General features: G+C 63.3%; 20 protein-coding genes and 3 pseudogenes. 18 read left to right on the top strand and 5 right to left on the bottom strand.

The features are described from left to right. The first annotated feature begins 34 nt into the window (after positions 1 to 34). Both ACQ86E_RS27110 and ACQ86E_RS27115 read left to right on the top strand, forming a co-directional pair. A pseudogene (locus ACQ86E_RS27110) lies at positions 35 to 918 on the top strand (CDP-alcohol phosphatidyltransferase family protein). A 121-nt stretch (positions 919 to 1,039) separates the two neighbouring features. Next, positions 1,040 to 1,759 (top strand): RraA family protein, encoded by a 720-nt coding sequence (locus ACQ86E_RS27115; protein ID WP_431202596.1) that lies wholly within the window; start codon positions 1,040 to 1,042, stop codon positions 1,757 to 1,759. Positions 1,760 to 1,763: 4 nt separating this feature from the next. Here ACQ86E_RS27115 and ACQ86E_RS27120 read toward each other — a convergent pair whose 3' ends face one another. Then, on the bottom strand, positions 1,764 to 2,054 hold the full coding sequence (locus ACQ86E_RS27120; RefSeq protein WP_431202597.1) for a hypothetical protein: 291 nt from the start codon (positions 2,052 to 2,054) through the stop codon (positions 1,764 to 1,766). A 333-nt stretch (positions 2,055 to 2,387) separates the two neighbouring features. Here ACQ86E_RS27120 and ACQ86E_RS27125 point away from each other — a divergent pair, with 333 nt between their 5' ends. The 6 genes and pseudogenes from ACQ86E_RS27125 to ACQ86E_RS27150 all read left to right on the top strand — a co-directional run bounded on the left by ACQ86E_RS27125 (position 2,388) and on the right by ACQ86E_RS27150 (position 12,407). Continuing rightward, complete coding sequence (locus ACQ86E_RS27125; protein ID WP_015686922.1) at positions 2,388 to 3,161, top strand: motility protein A; 774 nt, start codon at positions 2,388 to 2,390, stop codon at positions 3,159 to 3,161. 23 nt (positions 3,162 to 3,184) lie between these two features. Beyond that, a pseudogene (locus ACQ86E_RS27130) lies at positions 3,185 to 4,011 on the top strand (flagellar motor protein MotB). A 173-nt stretch (positions 4,012 to 4,184) separates the two neighbouring features. Beyond that, positions 4,185 to 6,083, top strand: coding sequence for a potassium transporter Kup (locus ACQ86E_RS27135; protein WP_431202598.1), 1,899 nt, complete (start codon positions 4,185 to 4,187; stop codon positions 6,081 to 6,083). Between the two features lie 138 nt (positions 6,084 to 6,221). Continuing rightward, positions 6,222 to 8,148: pseudogene (locus tag ACQ86E_RS27140) on the top strand (potassium transporter Kup). Between the two features lie 156 nt (positions 8,149 to 8,304). Continuing rightward, on the top strand, positions 8,305 to 8,532 hold the full coding sequence (locus tag ACQ86E_RS27145) for an MbtH family NRPS accessory protein (protein ID WP_431202599.1): 228 nt from the start codon (positions 8,305 to 8,307) through the stop codon (positions 8,530 to 8,532). 38 nt (positions 8,533 to 8,570) lie between these two features. After that, a complete protein-coding gene (locus tag ACQ86E_RS27150; protein ID WP_431202600.1) occupies positions 8,571 to 12,407 on the top strand; it encodes an amino acid adenylation domain-containing protein in 3,837 nt (1,278 codons plus the stop codon). Positions 12,408 to 12,479: 72 nt separating this feature from the next. Here ACQ86E_RS27150 and ACQ86E_RS27155 read toward each other — a convergent pair whose 3' ends face one another. Genes ACQ86E_RS27155 through ACQ86E_RS27165 form a run of 3 tightly spaced genes read right to left on the bottom strand, consistent with a single transcriptional unit; the run spans position 12,480 to position 14,457 of the window. Next, complete coding sequence (locus ACQ86E_RS27155) at positions 12,480 to 13,772, bottom strand: cytochrome P450 (RefSeq protein WP_431202601.1); 1,293 nt, start codon at positions 13,770 to 13,772, stop codon at positions 12,480 to 12,482. Beyond that, a complete protein-coding gene (locus ACQ86E_RS27160; RefSeq protein ID WP_431202602.1) occupies positions 13,769 to 14,119 on the bottom strand; it encodes a nuclear transport factor 2 family protein in 351 nt (116 codons plus the stop codon). Before ACQ86E_RS27160 ends, ACQ86E_RS27155 begins: the two co-directional genes overlap by 4 nt. A 17-nt stretch (positions 14,120 to 14,136) precedes the next feature. Continuing rightward, on the bottom strand, positions 14,137 to 14,457 hold the full coding sequence (locus ACQ86E_RS27165) for an acyl carrier protein (RefSeq protein ID WP_431202603.1): 321 nt from the start codon (positions 14,455 to 14,457) through the stop codon (positions 14,137 to 14,139). A gap of 239 nt (positions 14,458 to 14,696) precedes the next feature. On the opposite strand from ACQ86E_RS27165, the gene ACQ86E_RS27170 reads away from it, so the two are divergent. The 9 genes from ACQ86E_RS27170 to ACQ86E_RS27210 all read left to right on the top strand — a co-directional run bounded on the left by ACQ86E_RS27170 (position 14,697) and on the right by ACQ86E_RS27210 (position 21,725). After that, the gene (locus ACQ86E_RS27170) at positions 14,697 to 15,200 is read left to right on the top strand and encodes a YcjF family protein (protein ID WP_431202604.1); all 504 of its coding nucleotides are present in this window, start codon (positions 14,697 to 14,699) and stop codon (positions 15,198 to 15,200) included. A 9-nt stretch (positions 15,201 to 15,209) separates the two neighbouring features. Further along, positions 15,210 to 15,374, top strand: a complete 165-nt coding sequence (locus tag ACQ86E_RS27175; RefSeq protein ID WP_431202605.1) for a hypothetical protein — start codon at positions 15,210 to 15,212, stop codon at positions 15,372 to 15,374. Positions 15,375 to 15,386: 12 nt separating this feature from the next. Beyond that, complete coding sequence (locus tag ACQ86E_RS27180) at positions 15,387 to 16,286, top strand: hypothetical protein (protein ID WP_431202606.1); 900 nt, start codon at positions 15,387 to 15,389, stop codon at positions 16,284 to 16,286. Then, positions 16,283 to 17,098: an ATP-binding cassette domain-containing protein gene (locus ACQ86E_RS27185; RefSeq protein ID WP_431202607.1), complete on the top strand. Its 816-nt coding sequence runs from the start codon at positions 16,283 to 16,285 to the stop codon at positions 17,096 to 17,098. The genes ACQ86E_RS27180 and ACQ86E_RS27185 overlap by 4 nt, the downstream gene beginning before the upstream one ends. Continuing rightward, entirely contained in the window at positions 17,095 to 17,955 is an 861-nt protein-coding gene (locus ACQ86E_RS27190; RefSeq protein WP_431202608.1) for a prohibitin family protein, read from the top strand. The genes ACQ86E_RS27185 and ACQ86E_RS27190 overlap by 4 nt, the downstream gene beginning before the upstream one ends. A 396-nt stretch (positions 17,956 to 18,351) precedes the next feature. After that, the gene (locus tag ACQ86E_RS27195) at positions 18,352 to 18,678 is read left to right on the top strand and encodes a rhodanese-like domain-containing protein (RefSeq protein WP_375309634.1); all 327 of its coding nucleotides are present in this window, start codon (positions 18,352 to 18,354) and stop codon (positions 18,676 to 18,678) included. Positions 18,679 to 18,685: 7 nt separating this feature from the next. Next, entirely contained in the window at positions 18,686 to 19,867 is a 1,182-nt protein-coding gene (locus ACQ86E_RS27200; RefSeq protein WP_431202609.1) for an aminotransferase, read from the top strand. 6 nt (positions 19,868 to 19,873) lie between these two features. Next, positions 19,874 to 20,998, top strand: coding sequence for a polyamine ABC transporter substrate-binding protein (locus ACQ86E_RS27205; protein ID WP_431202610.1), 1,125 nt, complete (start codon positions 19,874 to 19,876; stop codon positions 20,996 to 20,998). Positions 20,999 to 21,149: 151 nt separating this feature from the next. Next, positions 21,150 to 21,725 (top strand): cupin domain-containing protein, encoded by a 576-nt coding sequence (locus tag ACQ86E_RS27210; protein WP_431202611.1) that lies wholly within the window; start codon positions 21,150 to 21,152, stop codon positions 21,723 to 21,725. 109 nt (positions 21,726 to 21,834) lie between these two features. On the opposite strand, the gene ACQ86E_RS27215 is transcribed toward ACQ86E_RS27210, so the two are convergent. After that, positions 21,835 to 22,092 carry a hypothetical protein gene (locus ACQ86E_RS27215; protein WP_431202612.1) on the bottom strand — a complete coding sequence of 86 codons (258 nt, stop codon included), beginning with the start codon at positions 22,090 to 22,092 and terminating at the stop codon, positions 21,835 to 21,837. Here ACQ86E_RS27215 and ACQ86E_RS27220 point away from each other — a divergent pair. Continuing rightward, positions 22,031 to 23,047, top strand: a complete 1,017-nt coding sequence (locus ACQ86E_RS27220; RefSeq protein WP_431206574.1) for an ABC transporter permease — start codon at positions 22,031 to 22,033, stop codon at positions 23,045 to 23,047. The genes ACQ86E_RS27215 and ACQ86E_RS27220 overlap by 62 nt on opposite strands.

The following is a 23,047-nucleotide window of genomic DNA, read 5'->3' on the forward strand; positions in this document are numbered from 1 at the left end:
CTTGCTATATCTCGCCTTGAGGTGAGGACGATCCATGACGCCCTACGACTCCAGAGATCCAGATGTGCGCCGCCGCCGGTTCCGCCCGATCCCGGTGCGGATGCTGGTGCCCAACGTCATCACGCTGCTGGCGATCTGCGCCGGCCTGACGGCGATCCGGCTGTCGATCGAAGGGCGGATGACGCTCGCCGTCTATGCCATCGTGTTCGCCGCCGCGCTCGACGGCATCGATGGCCGCGTCGCGCGGCTGATCAAGGGGCAGTCCAAGTTCGGCGCCGAGCTCGACAGCCTCGCCGATTTCGTCAATTTCGGCGTGGCCCCCGGCCTGATGCTGTATTTCTGGCAGCTGCACGAGCTCGGCAATGCCGGCTGGATCGCGGCCATGGTGTTTGCGATCTCCATGTGCCTGCGGCTTGCGCGCTTCAACGCGACACTGGACGATCCGAACAAACCGGCCTTTGCCGCCAATTTTTTCACGGGCATGCCGGCACCAGCCGGTGCAATTACCGTGATGTTGCCGATCTATGCCGCATTCCTGGATCTGGGGCGCTGGCCCGCGTCGCTGACGGCCGGCTACACGCTGTTGATTGCCTTCCTGATGGTGTCGCGCCTGCCGGTGTTCTCCGGCAAGAGCATGCGCATGCGGGTGCCGCCGGAGCTGGTGTTGCCGGCCTTCGTCGCGGTGATCTTCTTCATCGCGCTCCTGATCAGCTATCCCTGGTACGTGCTCTCGATCGGCACGGTGCTGTATCTGCTCTGCCTGCCGCTCGGCTACAAATCCTATCGCGACCAGGCTCGCGCGTTGGCAGCCGCGGCGCCGGAAGGAGGAGGCGAGGTCCCGTCGCCCCCTCGGCGCCGACACTGGCAAACCTGGCGGAGCCGCCGGACGAGGACGACCGGCCCGGACGGCTGCACTAGCGGCAAGACACGGATATCTGCCATGAGGGCGTGCTGAGTTGGGTTGAAGCCTGATCTCGGCTATATCCCCCGTGCAGGCGGCACCGCGCCAACAGCGGCCGCCAATCTGGGAGAGAACGCCGTGACCAATTCCGCGACCGGGCCGCTGCCCGCTGCCGTCCTCGAAGCGCTGGGCCGCTACGACACCCCGACGATCTGCAATGCCATGGAGATCGTCGCGCCCGAGCGCCGGCTGATCGGCTACACCACCAAGCAACTCGTCTGCCCGTTCCCGGATCTGGCGCCGATCGTCGGCTACGCCCGCACGGTTGCGATCCGTTCGGTGCTGAAATCCTCGCTGCCGGCCGAGGAGCAGTCGAAGCGCCGCATCGACTATTACGAATATGTCGGCACCGGCCACGGTCCGCGCATCTCCGTTATCCAGGACATCGACGGTCCCGACGTCGGCTACGGCGCGTTCTGGGGCGAGGTGCAGAGCAACGTGCACAAGGCGCTCGGCTGCCTCGGCGTCATCACCGACGGCTCGATCCGCGACATCCCGCAATGGGCCCCTGGATTCCAGGCGCTGGCCGGTTCGATCGGCCCGTCACACGCGTGGGTGCATGCGGAGAGTTTTGGCGGCGAGGTTCGCGTTGCCGGGATGACCGTGAAGTCGGACGATCTGATCCATGCCGACCAGCACGGCGCCATCGTGATCCCGCTCGACATCGCCGCGAAGCTGCCGGAGGCCGCCGAACTCTGCGGCCGCCGCGAGACGCCGATCCTCGAGATTGCCCGCAGCCCCGACTTCTCGCTGGAGAAGCTGAAGGCCGCGCTGAAGCGCTCCGCGGAAATCCACTGACTTTCTACGGCCGCGGCGCCGGCCGCGGGCCGCCTTGTTCCAGAAGCAGGGCGGCCTGATCCGGCTCGCCGAACATCGCTGCTGCGCATCCGATCAGGGTGAAGCTGCCGGCGAGATCCCACAGCGTGATGTCGCCTGCACTGCCTTGCACGTGAAGCAGGCGCGCTGCGATCATGGCGAAGGTGGCCTCGGCAAAGAGCAGGAGGCTGAACGCCGGCAGGACGAGCCCCGGCTCGAGCAGGTGAAGCGCCACCACCGCGGGAAGCGCGGTGAGAAGACTGAAAAGCGTCAGCATAGCGATGGCTCCTGCCACGAACATGCCGCCCCGCTTCACAATACCAATTGATCCTTCTCTCAGGATGTGGCGCAGGGCCGCAGCCGAACTGTCCGCTCGATGAAGGTCGCGCGCTCGGCCTGGAGCTGATCGCGGACGATCATGGTTAGCGAAGTGTTGAGATTCATGTCGCTGTACGGCAATCGCGGTACCATCGGCAGCGGCGGGACACGCTGTCCGGACTTAACCTTTACGCGTCTTTAATCGCGGCTCACTACGGTTTCCAATGCGGTTCGGGGTTGGGCCGCGCCATCGGCCAGGACGGCCGTTGTTGCGTTCGCGTTGGAGTCTCCCATGGATATCATGACGGGCGCCGGGCTTGTGGGCGGCCTCGCAGTTATCGCGCTGATGGTATTCATGGGCGGCGATCTGCACATGTTCATCAGCGATCATGCTGCGATCATCATCTTCGGCGGCTCGGCCGCTGCGACCATGATCCGCTTTCCGCTCTCGGTGCTGATGCATGGTCTGCCGCTCGGCATGAAATTCGCCTTCACGATGAGCCGGCTGTCGGCGCACGACCTGGTCGACGAACTCGCCCGCATCGCCGAGATCGCCCGCAAGCAGGGCCCGGTGGGGTTGGAAAAGGTCGAGACCGACGAGCCGTTCCTCGCGAAGGGGATCCGCTACGTCGCCGACGGCTACGACCTCGATTTTATCAGGGACAATATGGAGCGCGACCGCGACAACTTCCTGCTGCATCTCAACGAAGGCAGCAAGATCTACCGCGCCGTCGGCGACTGCGCGCCTGCGTTCGGCATGATCGGAACGCTGATCGGCATGGTGCAGATGTTCTCGAACATGTCAGATCCCTCGAAGCTCGGCCCGTTCATGGCGACCGCCTTGCTGGCAACTCTCTACGGCGCGCTGGTTGCGAACCTGCTCTGCCTGCCGATCGCCGACAAGCTGCATGGCAAGCTGATCGACGAGGAAACCAATCGTACGCTGATCATCGACGGCATTCTGATGATCCGCGACTCCAAGAGTCCGACGTTGGTACGCGAAATGCTGCTGGCCTATCTGCCCGAGAAGCACCGCCACGCCGAGGGCGAGCCGGTTCCTGCGTAACGCCGGACGCCGGGATCTGACCGATGGCAAAGAAGAAACGCGAAGAAGCTCATGGCGGCCATGGCTGGTTCGTTACGTTTGCCGATCTGATGGCCTTGCTGCTGGCGTTTTTCGTGATGCTGGTCGCATTCTCCACCCAGGACTCCAACAAGCTGAAGATCGTCGCAGGCTCCATGCGCGAGGCCTTCGGCGTCCAGAGCGAGGCGCGCTACGCCGGCATCATCGAATCCGACGGCCTGCCGACCCGCGCGCGGCTGAAGAACGTCGACCACATCCAGCCTGAGGACTCGTCGAACACGCCGACACCGGACCAGGAGGATCACGACAAGACGTCCGGCGCGCGGCTCAAGGTCGACCGCGGTTTCGCGCTCGCCGCAGCATCGCTGCGTCAGGCCTTGCAGGACATGCCGGAACTGACCGAGATGTCCAAGCACATCATGTTCGAGGAGACCAAGCAGGGACTCAACCTCGAGATCGTCGACCAGGACGGCCGCTCGATGTTCGCCGACGGCTCAAAGGTGCCCTTGACCGCACCCGCCGCCTGATCGAGAAGCTCGCCATTCCGCTCAAGGCCACGCCGCTCCGCGTCTCCATCGCCGGCCACACCGCAGCCGGTTTCGTGCCGAGCCGCAGCGACTACGGCGCGTTCGATCTGTCGGCCGATCGGGCCAATGCAGTGCGCCAGATACTCGAACGCGAGGGCCTGCCGCCGTCGCATGTCTTCGCCGTTTCGGGCAAGGCGGACACCCAGCCGCTGTTTCCGGACGACCCCTCGCTGGCGGCCAACCGCCGGGTGACGATCACCCTGATGCGGGAAGATCCGCCGCTGCCGCCGAATTTGAAGCCCTAGAGGTCTTGCGCTACCATCTTACCTGAGGCATGTCGTCGCGCTGGCGGCAACCGTTGCTGCGGCGTCACAGCATCTGCCTCGCCGCCTGCTAAGGTGCTGTGCCGATTGACAGCCGCACCGGAAGCGTCAAAAGGCGCCGGATCAATTCCAGGGACGAAGCGTTTTTCATCCACATGACCGCGAGCATCACAACGACCGAGACCCAGGACGGGCCGGTCACTTCGGGCTTTTGGTCCCTTACGCTCGGGAGCATCGGCGTCGTCTTTGGCGACATTGGCACCTCGCCGCTCTACGCATTCCACGAGGCGGTCAGAGGCGCGGCCCATGGCGAGCCGGTGTCGCGGGTCATCGTGCTCGGCGTGCTGTCGCTCATCCTGTGGGCGCTCTTTATCGTCGTCACCGCCAAATATGTCCTGTTGCTGCTGCGGGCCGACAATAACGGGGAGGGCGGCACGCTCTCGCTGATGGCGCTCGGCCAGCGCGCGCTCGGGCGGCGAAGCTGGTTCCTGCTCGCGCTCGGCGTGGTCGGCGCCTCCATGTTCATCGGCGATTCCATGATCACACCGGCGATCTCGGTGTTGTCGGCGGTCGAAGGTCTCAAGCTCGCCACGCCCGCCTTCGAGCACTACGTCGTGCCGCTCACCGTCTTCATTCTGGTGCTGCTGTTCGCGGTCCAGAGCAAGGGGACGGCGATGGTGGCATCGGCATTCGGGCCGGTGATGGTGATCTGGTTCACCTGCCTGGCGGTGATGGGCGCCGTCCACATCGCCGACGATCCGTCGGTCCTGGCTGCGATCAATCCTTATTACGCGCTGCAATTCCTGCTCACGCACGGCACCATCGGCCTCGTCACGCTGGGCGCCGTCTTTCTGGCGGTGACCGGCGGCGAGGCGCTCTATGCCGATCTCGGCCATTTCGGCCGCAAGCCGATTCAGTCGGCCTGGATGTTCTTCGTGCTGCCCTCGCTGCTGATCAACTATTTCGGTCAGGGCGCGCTGGTATTGTCCGATCCCGGCGCGATCGAGCATTCCTTCTACCGCATGGTGCCCGAGTATCTGGTGTTGCCGCTGGTCGGACTTGCGACCGCCGCGACAGTGATCGCGAGCCAGGCGGTGATCACCGGCGCCTATTCGCTGGTCTATCAGGCGGTGCAACTCGGCCTCTTGCCGCGCTTCGAGGTGCGCTACACCTCCGAAACCCATGCCGGCCAGATCTATCTGCCGCGGGTGAACCGGCTGCTCCTGATCGGGGTGATGCTGCTGGTGCTGTTGTTCCACACCTCCAGCAACCTGGCTTCGGCCTACGGTATCGCGGTCTCCACCACCATGGTTGCCGACGGCATCATGGGCTTCGTCGTCATCTGGAAATTGTGGAACTGGCGCGCCGCGACGGCGGCCGCCGTGATCGTGCCCTTCGTCGTCGTCGACATGACTTTCTTCAGCGCCAATCTGCTCAAGCTGCTCGAGGGCGCCTGGGTGCCGTTGCTGTTCGGCATCGTCATGGCCGGGACGATCTGGACCTGGCGGCGCGGCACCGGGATCCTGATCCAGAAGACGCGCCGGATCGAGGTGCCGCTGGACGACCTGATCAAGAGTCTGGAGAAGCGGCCGCCGCACATCGTCAAGGGCACGGCGGTATTCCTCACCAGCGATCCTTCGTTTGTACCCACCGCTCTGCTGCACAATCTCAAGCACAACAAGGTGCTTCACGAGCACAATGTGATCCTGACCATCGAAACCGCGCAGACACCGCGGGTCGATCTGGCTGATCGGTTCAGGATGGAGAAGGTCAGCGACAAGTTCTCGAAGGTCCGGCTGCGGTTCGGGTACATGGAGCAGCCGAACGTGCCCAAGGCGCTCGCGATCGCGCGCAAGCAGGGCTGGCAGTTCGACATCATGTCGACGTCGTTCTTCGTGTCGCGAAGGTCGCTGAAGGCCTCGGCGCAATCCGGCATGCCGCTATGGCAGGACCATTTGTTCATCGCGCTGAGCCGGTCCGCCAATGACGCCACCGACTATTTCCAGATTCCCACCGGGCGGGTGGTTGAAGTCGGCACACAAGTCACCATCTGAGCGCCATCGGCGATCTATGCAAATTTTGCATGGCCAAGGCCCAAAATCGGGCTAGGCTATGCCGGTAGCGCAGGACTATAAGCCGCGCGCTCCTCCGCCGTTGTGCAGTGAAGCATTTTAGAGGCCACTGGGCTCTCCATGACAAGTGATGTAGCGATTTCCGCCCCGGAAACGGCGGCGGCCAATGGGCATGGCGAAGCCCATACGACCGCCCGTTTCGGTGCGCTGACGCTCGGCAGCATCGGGGTCGTCTACGGCGATATCGGCACCAGCCCGCTCTATGCGTTCCGGGAGGCCGTGATGGCCGCGTCGGGGACGGAAGGGGCTCCGACCCAGGCCGCCGTGCTCGGTGTGCTCTCGCTGATCCTGTGGGCGCTGGTCGTGGTGGTGACCCTGAAATACGTGGTGATCCTGCTTCGCGCCGACAATAACGGCGAAGGCGGCACGCTCGCCCTGATGGCGCTGGCGCAGCGCGCGGTCGGCACCGGCGGGGCGACTATCGTCATACTCGGCATCATCTCCGGCGCTCTGTTTTACGGAGACGCCGTGATCACGCCGGCGCTCTCGGTGCTGTCGGCGATCGAAGGCATGAAGGACGTCACGCTGCGGTTCGAGCCCTACATCGTGCCGCTGACTGTGGTGATTCTGGTCGGCTTGTTTGCCGTTCAGTCGCGCGGCACCGCCCGGGTCGCCGCCTTCTTCGGCCCTGTGATGTGCGTGTGGTTCGCGGTGATCGCAGTGGCGGCGATCCATCCGATCATCCAGCAGCCGCAGGTGCTGTATGCGCTGAACCCGCTCTACGCCGTGTCCTTCATGCTCCATCACGGCATCATCGGCTTCGTGACGCTGGGCGCGGTGTTTCTGGCCGTCACCGGCGCCGAGGCGCTCTATGCCGACCTCGGCCATTTCGGCAAGCGGCCGATCCAGACGGCCTGGTTGTTCATTGTGCTGCCGTCGCTGGCGCTCAACTATCTGGGGCAGGGCGCTCTCGTCCTCGGCGATCCCGGCGCGATTGTGAGTCCGTTCTTCCAGCTCTTCCCGCAGGGTTTTTCCGCGGCTGCATGGTCGTGCTCGCCACCGCCGCAACCGTGATCGCGAGCCAGGCCGTCATCACCGGTGCCTATTCGCTGACACGCCAGGCGATTCAGCTCGGCCTGCTGCCGCGTTTTGAAATTCGCCATACGTCCGAAGCCCATTCCGGCCAGATCTTCATCCCGCGCATCAACCAGTTGCTGTTGCTCGCGGTCGTGCTGCTGGTGCTGCTGTTCCGCTCCTCCAGCGCGCTGGCCTCGGCCTATGGAATTTCCGTGACCGGCACCATGGTGGTCACGGCGATGATGGGCTTTGTCGTGATCTGGAAGGTCTGGAAGTGGTCGCCGTTTGCGGCCGCCGCGCTGATCGCGCCGTTCCTGTTCCTCGACCTGACCTTCCTCGCGGCGAACCTGCTCAAGGTGTTCGAGGGCGGCTGGGTGCCGCTGGCGCTCGGAGCGCTCATGATCATCCTGATGTACACGTGGCGGCGCGGCAGCCGGCTGCTGTTCGAGAAGTCGCGCAAGCTCGAATTTCCGCTCGCCGATCTCGTGGCGATGCTGGAGAAGCGGCCGCCGCAGCGGGTGCCCGGCACCGCCGTGTTCCTGACCAGCGATCCGCTGAGCGCGCCGACTGCGCTGATGCATAGCCTGAAACACTACAAGGTGCTGCACGAGAAGAACGTCATTCTCACCATCGAGACCGCGCAGACCCCCGCATCGATCCGGCCGAGCGGGTCAGGCTGGAGCAGATCAGCCCGACCTTCTCCAAGGTGACGCTGAAGTTCGGCTTCATGGAATCGCCCAACGTGCCCAAGGCGCTGGCGATCGCCCGCAAGCTGGGCTGGCAGTTCGACATCATGTCGACCTCGTTCTTCCTGTCGCGCAGGACGCTGAAGCCCGCCGCCCATTCGGGCATGCCGCGCTGGCAGGACCGGTTGTTCATCTCGCTCAGCCGCTCCGCCAACGACGCCACCGACTATTTCCAGATCCCCTCCGGCCGCGTGGTCGAGGTCGGAACGCAGGTGACGATCTAGCGGCCTGGGGCGAAATTCGCGATCGTGGATGCGCGCGAGGCTCGCATCGCTGTGGCAACGATGAAGGGCCGCTGCTGGACTCGAATCATCGGCCGTGCGAGAGGAAAATCGATGCCGTCCGGCGTGATCGGTCAGGCCATGATCAGGTAAGGCGCGATGGAGGGGGAGCCAGCGTCTGGCAATTGGTCAATCGACGGCGATGAATTCGTCGTCCTTGTCAATCGTGACGCGCAGTATGCGATCTGGCCGGCGGCCAAGCCGATTCCGGCTGGCTGGAATCAAGCACATGCGGTCGCGCAAAAGGCTGATTGCTTGGCCTTCGTCGAAAGGTGCTGGATCGATATGCGTGCCGGTAACCTCCCGGACCGGTCCGTCCAGCGTTGAACGGCTGAATCTTGCAGATCCGCGGGAGGTTCGGGGCGATGAGGGAAGCGTCGGTTGCGCCAGAACGTTTTCCGCTGTCGGTCGCCCAGCGTGACATCTGGTTTGGACAGCTGCTCGACAAGACGGGCTGTGTTTACAACATAGGGCTGTACACCGAGATCGTCGGTGAGCTGGATCTGCGGACCCTGGCGAGGGCCGCCGAGCATGTCGTCGACCATACCGAGTCGCTCCGCCTCAGGTGTTATGCGCGCGACGACGCGCTATGGCAGGAAGTGGTCGCCGCCCGCGGCGAGATACTGCCGATCATCGATGTCAGGCAGGCGCCGGATCCGTCAGCAGCAGCGGTCGGTCGGATCAATTCCGAGCTCCGCCGTCCCTTCCGGCTGGAGTCCGAGCCGCCGTTCCGCTGGCTGTTGCTTCAGACCGCCGACGCGCGCTGGCTTTGGGGCCAGATCTATCATCACATTGCCTTCGACGGTCAGTCGGCCTGGATCACCGGCAATCGGCTGGCGGAAACCTATTCAGCACTGCGAGAAGGGCGGCCTTGTCCCGACTATCCGCTGGGCGGCACGGCCGCGATGGCGGGCGAAGCGCAGGCTTACAGCAAGTCATCCCGATGTCTCGACGACCGCCGCTACTGGGAGACCACTCTGGCCGGCGCCGACAAGATGAGCAGTTGGTCCGCGACCGGTGCCCGCGCCGGAGGCTCGTCCGATGCCGTTCTGCGCGAGACCTGCTATCTTCCGACGTCAGTCTCCGATCAACTGCGCGAACTGGCGCGACAGGCGGGGGTCAGACCCGAGCACCTGCTGATGGCCGCCGCCGCGGTCATGCAGTCGGTCTATCAGGGGCAGCACGAGGTCGTGCTCGGCACGCAACTGCTTGGCCGCCTGGCAAGCGCGGCGCGAGCCTTCCCGGCAATGGCGTCGAACGAATGCCATCTCCGGGTCAATGTTTCGCCGGCGCTTGGTTTCGACGTGATCGCCAAGGATATCTCGCGGCAGATGCGGCTTGCGCTGCGCCATCAAGCTTACCGCTTCGAACATGTCCGCAACGACCTTGAGCTGCTGCCGGGTGAGCCGGATTATTTCAGTCTGTCCGTGAACATCATGCTGGTGGACCAGGATCTGCAGTTCGGCGGCGCGCAGTCTTCATCGCACTATCTCTCTTACGGTCCCGTACGCGACCTGTCCCTGAGCCTGATCGACAACCAGGCGGAGGGACGATTGCGCATGGATCTGGATGGCAATGCCGCCCTTTATCGTCGGACGGATCTGCATGCGCATTTGTCGCGGATCGTCGCCGTCGCCGCTCAGGTCGCGACGACCGGCTGTCCAGTCGGTGCGCTCGCGCTGCCGGTCGATATCGACGAGCCGCGAGCCGATCCGGCAACGATCACCGCGACAATCGGCGAGACGCTCCCTGACGTTTTGGCTGCTGCATTCGCTGCCGCCAGCGGCAGGGTCGCCATCGTCGGCGGTGGCCAGTCGCAGACCTATGACGAACTCGACAAGCGCTCGAACCGCCTCGCACGTTATCTCATCGATCGCGGCGTTGGCCCGGAAACAGTGGTCGCCATCGGACTGGACCGCAGTCTGGAGGCGGTGGTGGCCGTGCTGGCGGTGCTGAAGGCGGGAGGCGGCTGTCTGCCGCTGGATCCGCAGCATCCGGCCGAGCGGCTGAGCCATATGATCGCGGATAGCGGCGCTGTGCTCATGCTGACTCAGCGCGGCAACGCGGACATGTTCGCAGGACACGACATTGCGGTGATCGTGCTTGGCGATGGCGCGGTGGAAGAGGGGATCGCGGCATACGATCCGGGGCCATTGCGCCAGTCGGACCGGTCGGCGCCGTTGCAGGCGCAGAACATTGCATTCCTGATCTATACATCGGGTTCGACAGGCAGGCCCAAGGGCGTGGCGCTCACGCATCAGAACCTGGTCGGCAAGCTCGGCGACCAGCTTCGGCTATGGGATGTCGGGCCATCGTCGCGTTTCGTGTTCTCCAGCTCGATGAGTTTTGATCCGAGTATCCATCAGATGCTCCTCCCGCTGGTGGCGGGAGCAACCTGCATCGTCCTGTCGCCGGCCGAGACGCGTGATCCGGCGCTGTTCATGCGGTCTGTGGTCTCGTTGGCCGCTACGCATATCGATGTCGTTCCGTCATTCGCCGCCGTGATCGCCGATTCCATTCCGATCGGATTTGCGGCGCTTCGGGTGTTCATCCTGGGCGGCGAAGTGCTGCCGGCGCCGTTGCTGGAGAAGCTCCGTTCGCGCCTGTCATCCTGCCGGTTCTTCAACATGTACGGGCCGACGGAAGCGTGCATCGACGCAACTGCGTTCGAGATTGCCGCGGTTGCCGTTGACCAGGCCATCCCGATTGGTCGCGCCCTGCCGAACTATGGCGTCCACATTCTCGACGAATGCCTGCGCCCAATGCCGCTTGGGGTTGTCGGCGAGATCTATATCTCCGGCGCTGGCCTTGCCCGGGGATATTGGCGGCGGCCCGGATTGACGGCGGAGCGTTTTCTGCCGTGTCCGTTCGGCGCAGCCGGGGAGCGCATGTATCGCACGGGCGATCGCGCCTATCGCGATGCGGATGGCGAGATCGTTTTCTGCGGTCGCAAGGACGAGCAGGTCAAGCTTCGAGGCGTGCGGATCGAACTGGCAGAAGTCGAGCTGGCGTTGCTGGCGCAGGCCGGGGTCGCCGAAGCAGCCGCAATCCTCGACGACAGCAGCGCGGACGCGCGCCTGATGGCTTATGTGGTGCCGTCCGCCGGCGTCCGGCTCGACGGCTCCGGTTTGCGCGCGTTGCTGGCCACCATGCTGCCGCCGGTGATGGTGCCGTCGATAGTGGTCGTGCTGGAGACGATGCCGCTCCTGCCCAATGGCAAGCTCGACCGCAGGTCATTGCCGAGAGGTCAGCGGGACGTGTCGGCTGATCGTGTTGAGCCCGAGAGCGATCTCGAGGCGGACATTTGCCGGCTGTTCGGTTCGCTCACCGGGGTCGACCGGGTGACCGTCCTGGACAATTTCTTCTTTCTCGGTGGGCACTCGCTGATGGTGATGCAGTTGGCCTCGCGTCTGCGGGCCGACCACGGCCACGAATTGCCGCTTGAACTGGTTTTCGACAATCCGACTCCGAGGGCTCTGGCGAGGGCGATCACCGCGGGCGAATTCGCCGTGGCCCATCACCAGCTTGTGCGTCTGCGCGCCTCCGGTTCGCTGAGGCCGCTGTTCTGCGTCCCTCCCGCCGCGGGGCTGGCCCAAGTGTATTATCGCATGCTGGAGGACATCGACGTCCGGATTCCCGTCTATGGGCTGCAGGCGGCTGGTGTCGTGGATGCGGCGCCGTCGCCCGCGTCAATTGCCGACATGGCGCGGGGGTATGTCGCCGCTCTCCGGACTGTGCAGCCTCGCGGTCCCTATCATTTGATGGGCTGGTCGTTCGGCGGAGTTGTCGCCCACGACATGACGCGCCTGCTGGAGGCCGAGGGCGATGAGGTAGCTCTTCTGTTTTTGATTGATTCCTACTTCTCCAATGTCAGCGCCGACGTCGCCGGTCCGCGCGCCGTGCCGCGCTCGATGTTGGGAGGAGAGGGGATGCGTCGCGGCCCGGTGGCGATGAAATGTCGGAGGCTCTGCTTGACCGGATCGCCGCGGCATTCGAATGGAGCGGTCGGTTGCTTGCGGACCACACGCCGGGTCGCGTCCGCGCGCCGCTCGTCTTCGTCCGCGCCACCGACAATCTCGATGCGGACCTGCGCGCGTCGCTCGGGGCGGCGACCAGCGGCGCCATCGAAATCGTGGGGGCGGACACCGGCCACTATTCGCTGTTCGAACCGCCGCACGCGGCCCGCGTTGGCGCCATTTTGAGCAGCAACATGGTTCGGGCAGCCACCGGAGAATCGTGATCGGAAGCGGCGGCTGAATACGTCAATTCGTGGGTCAGGCCGGACGATCGACCGGGGTAAAGGCCACATCGAGCGCCTTGATGCCGGCGATGAAGTTCGACCGCAGCAGCTTCGGGGCGTCGATGGCGTGAATGTCGGGCAGCGTCGCGAGCAGTTCCTCGAACAGGATCGTGATCTGCATCTCGGCGTATCGCCAGCCCAGGCAGTGATTGATCCCCGAGCCGAATGAGATGTGGTTCGGCGCGTCCTTGCTGCAATAGCGATCGACCTTGAACTGCATGGCATCCGGCCAACGACTGTCGTCGCGATTGGCAGATTTGTACCAAAGCACGACCTTGTCGCCTTCGCGAATGTTCTGGCCTGCCAGCACGGTATCCCGGGTGGCGGTCCGGCGTGCGTGAATGAGCGGTGTGGCCCAGCGCACGAATTCCTTCGTTGCCTGGGGCACCAGGGCGGGATCGGCCTGAAGTTTGGCGCGCTCGGACGGATTCTCGGTGAGCGCGACGATGGAGCGCGTCATCGTATGCCGTGTGGTTTCGTTGGCGGCGACCACGAAACTCGCGAAATTCTCGCAGAGTGCATCGAGGTCCAGCGGCTTGTTGTCGATCGTCAGGCGAGTCACGACGGTCAGGAAATCGGTCCGGTCCGTTCCCGCACGCTCTTTGATCAGCGCCTCGACATACCGGTCCAGCGCGCGGACGCACTGAATGCGGTAGTCGATGGATGGAACGTAGTCATCGTCGTCGTCTCCGATCATGGCGTTCGACCATGTCATCAGCGTCGTCCCGTCAGCCTCGGGGACCTCGAGGAGGTCGGTCAGCAGGCCTGCGGCGACCGGATTGGCAATCTCAGAGACGAACTCTGCGCGCCCCCTGGGGGCGATACCGGCGATCAGACGCCGGATTCGCTGCCGGGCCCTGTCCTTGAAGGTCGCAACCGCTTCGGCGGAGAAGACCGGCTGAAATGCCTTCCTGAAGGTGGTGTGGTCCGGCGGGTCGATGGCAAAGATGTCCGGACGGGGATTCGCCGTCACGTTCTTTGCGTCGAAGATGCGCATTCCGCCCCGCCTGTAGTCGGTGGAGAAGATGTCGCGGGCGCGAGTGACGGCCTCGACATCGTCGAAGCGTGTCACCGCCCAGAAGCCGGGGCCGCCAACCTCCGGATTCCAGTAGATCGGATCGTTGTCGCGCAGCTGCTTGAGCAGTTGATATTGATCGGGACGGGAATGAAAATCGGGATCTTTCAGGTCGATCGCCGCGTGCCCATCGCCCACCGACTTGCGGAATGCGGGATTGGGCATCGCTGAAGCAGATCCTTCGATCGTCATGGCTGCGTATCTTTCCGATCGTACTTGAAATAGTCGCTGACGTAATCTATTGCGCCATTCTTGATGTGGAGGACGGTGGCGCCTTCGTTACGGAACGCATCCCCCGTCTTCAACAGTCCATCGTTCTTCCAGGTGACGCAGAGCTTCTCTCCGTCCTGGATGAAGTCGAGCGCTTCGAACCGCAGTGTTTCGAATTGCGAGAATATCCTCTTCAGCAGCAGCACGACCTTGCCGCTGCCCGTCACGGCGCGCAGCCCGGGATATTCGATCCGGATGTCTTCGCTGAAGATGTCCTTTAGCGAAGACAGATTGCCGCTTCCCAGGATGTTCAGGAAGAGTTTCGCCAAGTCGACATGCGATGGCATCAACTTGCTTTGAGTTGCGCCGGTGTCGCCTTCTGCGCCAGTGCCGCTTTCTGCGCCAATGTCGCGGACATGTAGGTGTAGAGGTCGTCGACCGTCTTGACAGCCTCAAAGACGTCGTCCGACACTTCGACGTCGAACTTGGTCTCAAGTACGCTGACCAGCTCCACGATGTCGAGGCTGTCGAGGCCGAAGTCCTTCAGCTGCATTTGCGGCTCGACGGACTGGCAGTTGCCAAGACGGCTTCGCCCGGCCCCTGACGATTTCATGACCTCGACGATGATGCCATCGACGGTACTTCTGACTTCCTGGGTGTTAATCATTTGGCGCTTCTCGGGGCTCCGGATGCATTTTCGGTAAAGCAATGGCGGACGCAACAAGGAGTTGCATAAAGAACGTCTCAGCATAGAGCAGCCCGTTACGATTCGCTGCGTGTGTCGTATGTGCGCTCAAAATTCTCAGCTTCGCAATGACGTGGAAAACCCCTGCGCATACAACTGCGGCTTTTGTCTTGGTTTAGAATCGAGTGTATGGTCGCGAGCTTTATTGGGGGATTGCAGCGATGACCACCGTATCGACCGTGACCGGCGCAACCACTGGTGATGCCGATGTTCACGATGGCGGCCTCGACGAAGCCAAGCTGGACAATGTCGGCCAGATCGTATCGTCGGCCGTGAAATGGTCGGCCGCGGCCGGTCTCGTGCCGCTTCCGTTCGTGGACCTCGTTGCCCTCGGAGCCGTTCAGACGCGGATGCTGATGGATCTCAGCAATGTGTATGGCCATTCATTCGGCAAGGAAGCAGCCAATGCCATCGTGTCCGTTCTCCTCGGCACGCTGATACCGGGCGCGGCGGCCGGGGCGGTGATGAAGGCTGTACCGGGTGTCGGCACGTTGGCGGGCATTGCGTCGGTGTCGGCATTCGGTGCCGCCGCCACCTACGCCGTCGGCAAGGTCTTCGCCCGTCATCTGGCGGGAGGCGGCAAGCCCGGCGATTTCAGCGCCACATCGATTGCGGATGACCTGAAGGCCGAATTCAGGCGCGGCAAGCCGACGGCGGCGACGTAGCGCCGCCCGATGGTCGGGCCATTCCTCGTCTATCTGGCTTGCTGCCTGCTGGTCGGGTATCTCGCCCGCGACCGGGTGATCGGTTTCGCCGGCTTTTTCCTGCTGTCTTTTGTGTTGACGCCGCTGGTCATGTTAATCGTCTTTATTCTCGGAATGCGGCGCAGCGCGTCCTAGCCGGATTTCAAAATGAGTACATCCGAGTCATCCGCGGCCGAGCCAGGTTCGAACCTGGGCAGGCGGCTGATCGGGCTCTTGCTGAAGAGTCGGGATATCCGGCTCTCGGTTCCGAAGCGACTTCCCGTCATTGCGCTGGCTTCGCCCCTGGACCTGCTGCTGGTCGCAATGCTGTCGGCAGTCTCCGGAACGTTCATCATCATGGTGATCACGGCCGGCGTCAGCGAGCAGAACGACGAATTCAAGTCCCTTGAACTGGGGCTGGCATTCGTCGGCTTGCTGCTGATTTATCGCTATGCCCAGACACTGCTGCTGAGGAAAAGCGCCCGGGCGATCGAGGATGCGCTCCATGAGCAGCGGGTGCGTGTCGCGGTCAAGGTCCTGCAGCTCGACCTGAGCGATCTCAATCAGGTCAGCCGGACGGCCTTGCTGGATGGCATGGCTCGCCATTACGAGGCGGTGTCGCAGGCAATCATGCCGATGCTGAGTGGATTTCAGAACGGCATCCTGCTGCTGCTCGTCATTGTCGATCTGTTCTGGCAATCGTTCGTCACCGGCGTTCTCACCGTGATTTTTGTCGGGTTGATCATTCAGTACTATCTGAACCGCGAAGGCGAGCTGAAGACGCAGATGATCGGGGCCGCGCGCGCGGATGCGGCCTTGCGCGCGACCGCCGAGGACCTGGTCGACGGCTTCAAGGAACTGCGCCTGAGCCGGCTGAAGCAGGATGCGATCCACCGGGAGATCGTCGAACTCTCGGGCAATGTCGCGCGGTGCCGCACCAAGGGCGCGGCCGTGATCAGCGATCTCGTCATCCTGGCCGGCTCCACGTCCTACATGCTCGGCGCGACCGTGGTCTTCATCCTTCCGCTGATCTCCAGCGTCGCGGGGAGGAGCTCTCCAAGATCGTGACCACCGAGCTGTTCCTGCTTGGGCCGCTGGGAGCGCTGGTGCGGGCCGCCGAGCCGCTTTCCATTGCGCGTTTCTCCCTCAGCGGTATCGATGAATTCGAGGCCTCGCTCGACCAGCGTGGCAAGGTGGCGCAGGTTGCGTCCCCGGCGCCGCGGACGTTCGAGCGCATGCAGATGGATCGCGTCGGTTATGCTCATCGGCGCGGCATCGGCGAAGAGGGATTTGCGATCCGCGACGTGACATTCGAACTGGCGCCGGGCGAGCTCGTGTTCGTCACCGGCAACAACGGATCCGGCAAGACGACGATGCTGCGGGTGCTGACGGGGCTCTATCCGGCCGGGCACGGTACGATCTCCGTCGACGGCCAGGTGATGTCCGAAGCGACGATGGAGAGCTACCGTGGTCTGTTCTCGACCGTCTTTTCGGACTTCCACACGTTTCGAAAGCCCTACGGATTGGACGAGGCGGGATTGGCGCTGTTTCGGCAGAACGCGCAGGACCTCGATATCGCCGACAAATTGCCGCCGGATTTCGAGCAGGGGTACGACCCCGAGGCGTTCTCCACCGGCCAGCGCAAGCGGCTGGCGCTGTCGCTGGCGATGGCCGACGCACGCCCGATCCTGGTCCTGGACGAGTGGGCCGCGGATCAGGATCCCGGCTACCGGGAGCGTTTCTATCGAACCATTCTTCCTCGCATCAAGGCGACCGGCAAGGCGATCATCGCGGTGACGCATGACGAGCGCTATTTCGAACTGGCGGACCGGCGCTACCACATGGAGGACGGGCGACTAAAGCCGGTCGACCCGGCATGAATGTTCAACGCACGATCCGTCAGCTGTCGACAGGCTTGATTTTCCTGATCCTGCTCACGCTCTTCGTCGTGTTCATGCTCTGGCGTCACATGGTCATCACGGTCCCGGCAGGACATGCAGGCGTGATGTGGTGGCGCTTTTTCGGCGGTACCGACATGGTCAGTCCTGTCAGAGACGAAGGCCTTCATCTGATCTTCCCGTGGGACCAACTCATTGTCTACGACACGAGACTGCAGGAGTTCACCGAGGAATTCGGGGTCGTGTCCAATGACGGACTGAACCTGCGGGTGACCGCGAGCGTCCGTTGGCGGGCAAGACGCAATCAGCTGGGCGCGCTGCACCGCTCGATCGGTCCGGACTATGTCAGGCTGCTTTTGATTCCCGAGGTGGGCTCCATCCTGCGCGAAACGATATCCAGATCCAGGGCCGAGGATCTGTATGCCAAGGACCGTCACGCCATCCAGGATACGATCTATCGGACGCTCGTCTCGTCCCGGACCTCAAACATTGGCGGCGCGACCGAGGAGCAGGGCCCGCTCGCTCCGATCTCGTTGACCGACGTCCTGATATCGGAGGTGAAGCTTCCCGAGACGCTTCGGGCGGCCGTGGAACGCAAGTTCGCGCAGGCCGAATACGTCGAGGAGTACCGCTTCAAGGTGCAGAGCGAGATCCTCGAGAGCCAGCGCAAGGAGGTTGAGGCGAACGGCATTCGCAGGTTCCAGGAGATCGTCACGCCGACCATTTCCGACGCCTATCTCCGCTGGACGGGGATCGAGGCCACCTTGAAGCTGGCGCAGTCGCCGAACAGCAAGGTGGTCATGGTGGGCAACGGACCGGGGGCATTCCGGTCATCCTGAACGGCTTCGAGAGTACAAAGCCGGCCGCAGTTGCGGCGCCGGAGGCAGAGGCCGCGAAGAAGGCGCCTGAAATCCCTCCGCCGCCAGCCATCCAGTCCCAGACGACCGAACGAACCGAACCCGCGGTCGCGCCGTCGCCAGTTCCTACCCCGCGGCGCGGACCGACGCGACGGCGGGAGGGACCGGTCCCGCGGCCGAGCCCAAGCGCCACCCCATAGTCCCCGCCGCAGGCCTCCCGAGGCCGTCTGAAAGCTGCGCTTCAAGTCGCTGCGATTTGGCTTTAACTTCCAGCATGCGCCTCAAGCCTTTGTAGCGCTTGATTTTCGCCTGCCGAGAGGCGAGGTTGCCGGCCGCCGGGATCGCCCCGGCAGCGGCCCCGCGACGTTGGAGGATGATGTGGCAAATCAAGTACAGGATCTGACCCCGGACGAGGTCTCCAAGGGTGTCGCGGAAGGGCGCTATCTGCTCGTCGACGTGCGCGAGCCGAACGAGGTCGAAGCCGAGGCCTATCCTTATGGCATCGTCGTGCCGCTCTCGACTTTCGATCCCAAGGCGATCCCGGATCCCGCCGGCAAGGAGGTCGTGTTCGCCTGCCGCTCGGGCAAGCGCTCGGTGACGGCCTCGCTCGCGGCGCAGGCAGCGGGCCTGCCTTATGACAAGCATCTGGCCGGCGGCATGCTCGGCTGGAAGGCGGCGGGTCTTCCCAGCAAGGTCGGTGGCTGACCTCGCGATGACGACCAAAAGCTCGTCCCTGAACAAGATCTTCGCCGATCTTCCCGTCACCATCTTCGAGGCGATGTCGCAGGCCGCGCGCGACAATGCCGCCATCAATCTCGGCCAAGGGTTCCCTGACGATCCCGGTCCGGAGGACATCCGCCGCGCCGCAGCCGACGCCTCGCTCAACGGCTACAACCAGTATCCGTCGATGATGGGCATCCCGGAGCTGCGCCAGGCGATCGCGACCCATTACGGCCATTGGCACGGCCTCAAGCTCGACCCGATGAGCGAGGTGATGGTGACCTCCGGCGGCACCGAGGCGCTGACCTCGGCCATCCTCGCGGTGGTCCAGCCCGGCGACGAGGTGGTCTGCTTCCAGCCTGTCTACGATTCCTACCTGCCGATCATCCGCCAAGCCGGCGGCATTCCGCGCCTCGTCCGGCTCGAGCCGCCGCACTGGCGGCTTAACGAGGACATGCTGAAAAGCGTCTTCAATTCAAAGACCAAGGCGGTGCTCTTCAACAATCCCCTGAATCCGTCCGCGGTGGTCTATCCGCGCGAGGACCTCGAATTGCTGGCGCGCTACTGCCAGGAGTTCGACGTCATCGCGATCACGGACGAAGTGTGGGAGCACGTCACTTTCGACGAGCACAAGCACATCCCGCTGATCACCATTCCCGGCATGCGCGATCGCACCATCAAGGTCGGCTCGGCCGGCAAGATCTTCTCGCTGACCGGCTGGAAGATCGGCTTCGTCTGCGCTGCGCCGCCGCTGCTGCGCGTCGCCGCCAAGGTGCACCAGTTCCTGACCTTCACCACCGCGCCGAACCTTCAGGCCGCCGTCGCCTATGGTCTCGGCAAGTCCGACGACTACTTCCTGTCGATGCGCAAGGACCTGACGCGGAGCCGGGACCGCCTGACCAAGGGATTGGAGAGCCTCGGCTTCCCGGTGCTGAAGTCGCAGGGAACCTACTTCCTTACCGTCGACCTGTCGCCGCTCGGGCTCAACGAGAGCGACACCGAATTCTGCTGGCGTATCGTGAAGGACTACAAGGTCGCTGCGATCCCGGTCTCTGCCTTCTACGAGCAGGACCCCGTGACCTCGGTGGTTCGCTTCTGCTTTGCCAAGAAGGACCAGACGCTCGACACCGCACTGGAGCGGCTGTCGGACGCGGTGCGTGGACGCAAGAGGTAGTCGAAGATGACGAACGTCAGCCGCTCCGAGCTTTGCTTCGGTTTTGCAATCGCCGCGGCGCTGACGTTGCTTTCGCCTCACGCCGGGGCCGGGGAGCGCGTCGTCAACTTCTACAACTGGTCCAACTACATGGCGCCGGACGTGCTGGAGGCCTTCACCAGGGAGACCAGCATCAAGGTGGTCTACGACACCTTCGATGCCAACGAGACGCTGGAGACGCGCCTGATGGCCGGCAAGTCCGGCTACGACGTCGTGGTGCCCACTGCCTATTTTCTGCAGCGCCAGATCAAGGCCAACATCTTCCAGAAGCTCGACAAGTCGAAGCTGCCGAACCTCGGCAATGCCTGGCCCGTGGTGACTGAGCGACTCGGCATCTACGATCCCGGCAACGTCTACGCCGTCAACTACATGTGGGGCACGACCGGCATCGGCTACAACGTCGCCAAGGTGAAGCAGATCCTCGGACCCGACGCCAGGATCGACAGCTGGGACATCGTCTTCAAGCCGGAGAACCTCGCAAAATTCAAAGACTGCGGCGTGCACATGCTCGACTCCGCCGATGACATCTTTCCGGCGGCGCTGAGCTGGCTCGGGCTCGATCCGAACTCGACCAGGCAGGCGGACCTGGAAAAGGCCGCCGACGTGGTGGCCAAGGTCCGCCCCTTCGTTCGCAAGTTCCACTCGTCCGAATATCTGAGCGCGCTCGCCACCGGCGAGATCTGCTTCGTGGTCGGCTGGTCCGGCGACATCATGCAGGCCCGCGCCCGCGCCGCCGAGGCCAAGAAAGACGACAGCAGCGGCATCGAGATCGGCTACACGATCCCGAAGGAAGGGGCGCAGATGTTCTTCGACAATCTCGCGATCCCAGCAGATGCGAAGAATGTCAGCGAGGCCTACGAGCTGATCAACTATCTCTACCGTCCTGACGTGGCCGCCAAGAACTCGGACTTCCTGTCCTACGCCAACGGCAACCTCGCCAGCCAGAAGCTGGTCGATCCGAAGATACTGGGCGACAAGAACATCTATCCGGACGAGGCGACGCTGGCAAAGCTGTTCGTCATCACGGCGCGCGAGCCGGCGACGCAGCGGGTGATCAACCGGCTGTGGACCAAGGTGAAGACGGGTAGGTAGAGGGCGTTCCGGGACCGGCCCGGAGGCCAATTTTCGCAAAAACAACCCCATGCACAGTAGAACCGCGTTCTTTATGCTAACGGCATGCTGGAAAATCATGTGATTTTAATGCATACAATTGGCCCCTGTCCAAATCACCGGAAGACGCTGCGTGAGCTCTGAAAACGGCACCTTGAAAATCGGCCCGCGCCTCCGGCGTGCCCGCTTGTCCAAGGGGCTCCGCATGCGGGACCTGGCGCAGGTCGTCGGCTGCGACGAGAGCATGATTTCGAAGATCGAGGCCGGTAAGGTGATGCCGTCGCTACCGATGCTTGACAAGATGGTCCAGGCGCTCGACCGCGACATGGCTTCGTTCTTTGGCCTGAAAATCGACGATTACAAGCTGGTGCAGAAGCCAGAGGATCGGCTCAAAGTCAGTGTGGACGCTCTGCGCGGCGGATTGGGCGTGACCTATGAGCGCTTGGTGCCGATAGCCGCGGGTAATCTGCTTGAGGGGAACGTCCATGTGGTGGCCCCGGGAGGCGAGAAGATCGATCTCATCACCCATCAAGGCGAAGCCGTAGGCTATCTCGTGTCGGGTACGATCGAACTCACCATCGACGACACGACATATCTGATGACGGCCGGCGACTCCTTCTTCTTCAAGGCGTATCTAACCAACAGCTATCGCAATGTTGGATCGGACGAGGCTCGGATCGTCTGGGTGAACACGCCGCAGGTTCACTGAGCCGGATGTCACCTTGTCAGTGCATGAATTTAATGCATGTGACGAAAACTAAAGCATCATTGCTTCAATACCCCAGTTTTTCGAGTGCGGAAGTGACGTCGTTGCGTCGCTAAAACTTGCCAAAAGTGAAGCTTGCCTCGCAATCGCGGCAATGACCAGGCTGGCACAGCGCTTGCTTCGTCTTTGACATGACTGTGATGCATGCCCATTGCCCCTGGCTGCGTCCGACGTCGATGGGGCCCGGATCACGTTGATGCGCTTCGGCAAAGCTGCCGGCGTGCCGACGAATAACGGCAGGCGAACCGCTGATGGCCTTCGTTTGGAAACGACTGCTGGGCACCATCCCGAGCTTGATCGGCGTGGTCATTCTGACCTTCTTCATTTCTCATGCGCTGCCAGGCGACCCGGCGGCATTCTTCGCCGGTCCAGCCGCGAACGCCGACTCGATCGCGAACATCCGCACCACGCTGGGGCTCGATCGTCCACTTCCGGTGCAGTTCCTGCACTATGTGATTGACCTCGCGCAGGGCAATCTCGGCCGTTCGCTCACCACCGGCCAACCCGTATTGACCGATCTGATCGAGCGGCTGCCGGCTTCGCTCGAATTGTCATCCTTCGCGCTGTTGTTCGCGATCAGCATCGCCATTCCGATGGGGGTGTGGGCCGCGACCCGCATCAATGGTGGGGTTGATCATGCCTGCCGCGGGATCGTCACCGTGAGCGCTGCCTTTCCGACTTTCTTCGTCGGCCTGCTGTTCGTCTACATTTTCTATTTCCTGCTCGACTGGGCGCCGCAGCCACTGGGCCGCCTGAACGAGATCGCCTTCTCGCCGCCGCCGCGCGTCACCGGTGCCTACACCATCGACGCCCTCATCGCGGGCGACTGGCCGGTTCTCCGCGCGTCGCTGTCCCAGTTGATCCTGCCCGCGGTATCACTCGGTCTGTTCGCGCTGGCGCCGATCGCGCGCATCACGCGGGCGGCGATGCTGGAGGCTCTTGGCAGCGACTTCATCCGTACCGCGCGCGCCAGCGGGTTGCCGGTGCGGAAGATCCTGATGACTTACGCATTCCGCAACGTGCTGCTGCCGGTCAGCAGCGTGCTTGGCATGGTGTTTTCCTTCCTGCTCGGGTCCAACGTTCTGATCGAGCAGGTGTTCGGCTGGCAGGGTGTCGGCGCCTACGCGGTTTCTGCCGTCATCGCGTCCGATTACGCGGCGGTGCAGGGCTTCGTCTTGATGATGGCGGTGCTCTACGTGCTGCTGAATCTCGCCGTCGATATTTTTGCGACGCTGGTCGATCCCCGCGTGCGGTTCGAGGGCTGA

The organism is Bradyrhizobium betae, from assembly GCF_050632175.1.
GTDB classification, from domain to species: Bacteria; Pseudomonadota; Alphaproteobacteria; order Rhizobiales; family Xanthobacteraceae; genus Bradyrhizobium; species Bradyrhizobium betae_B.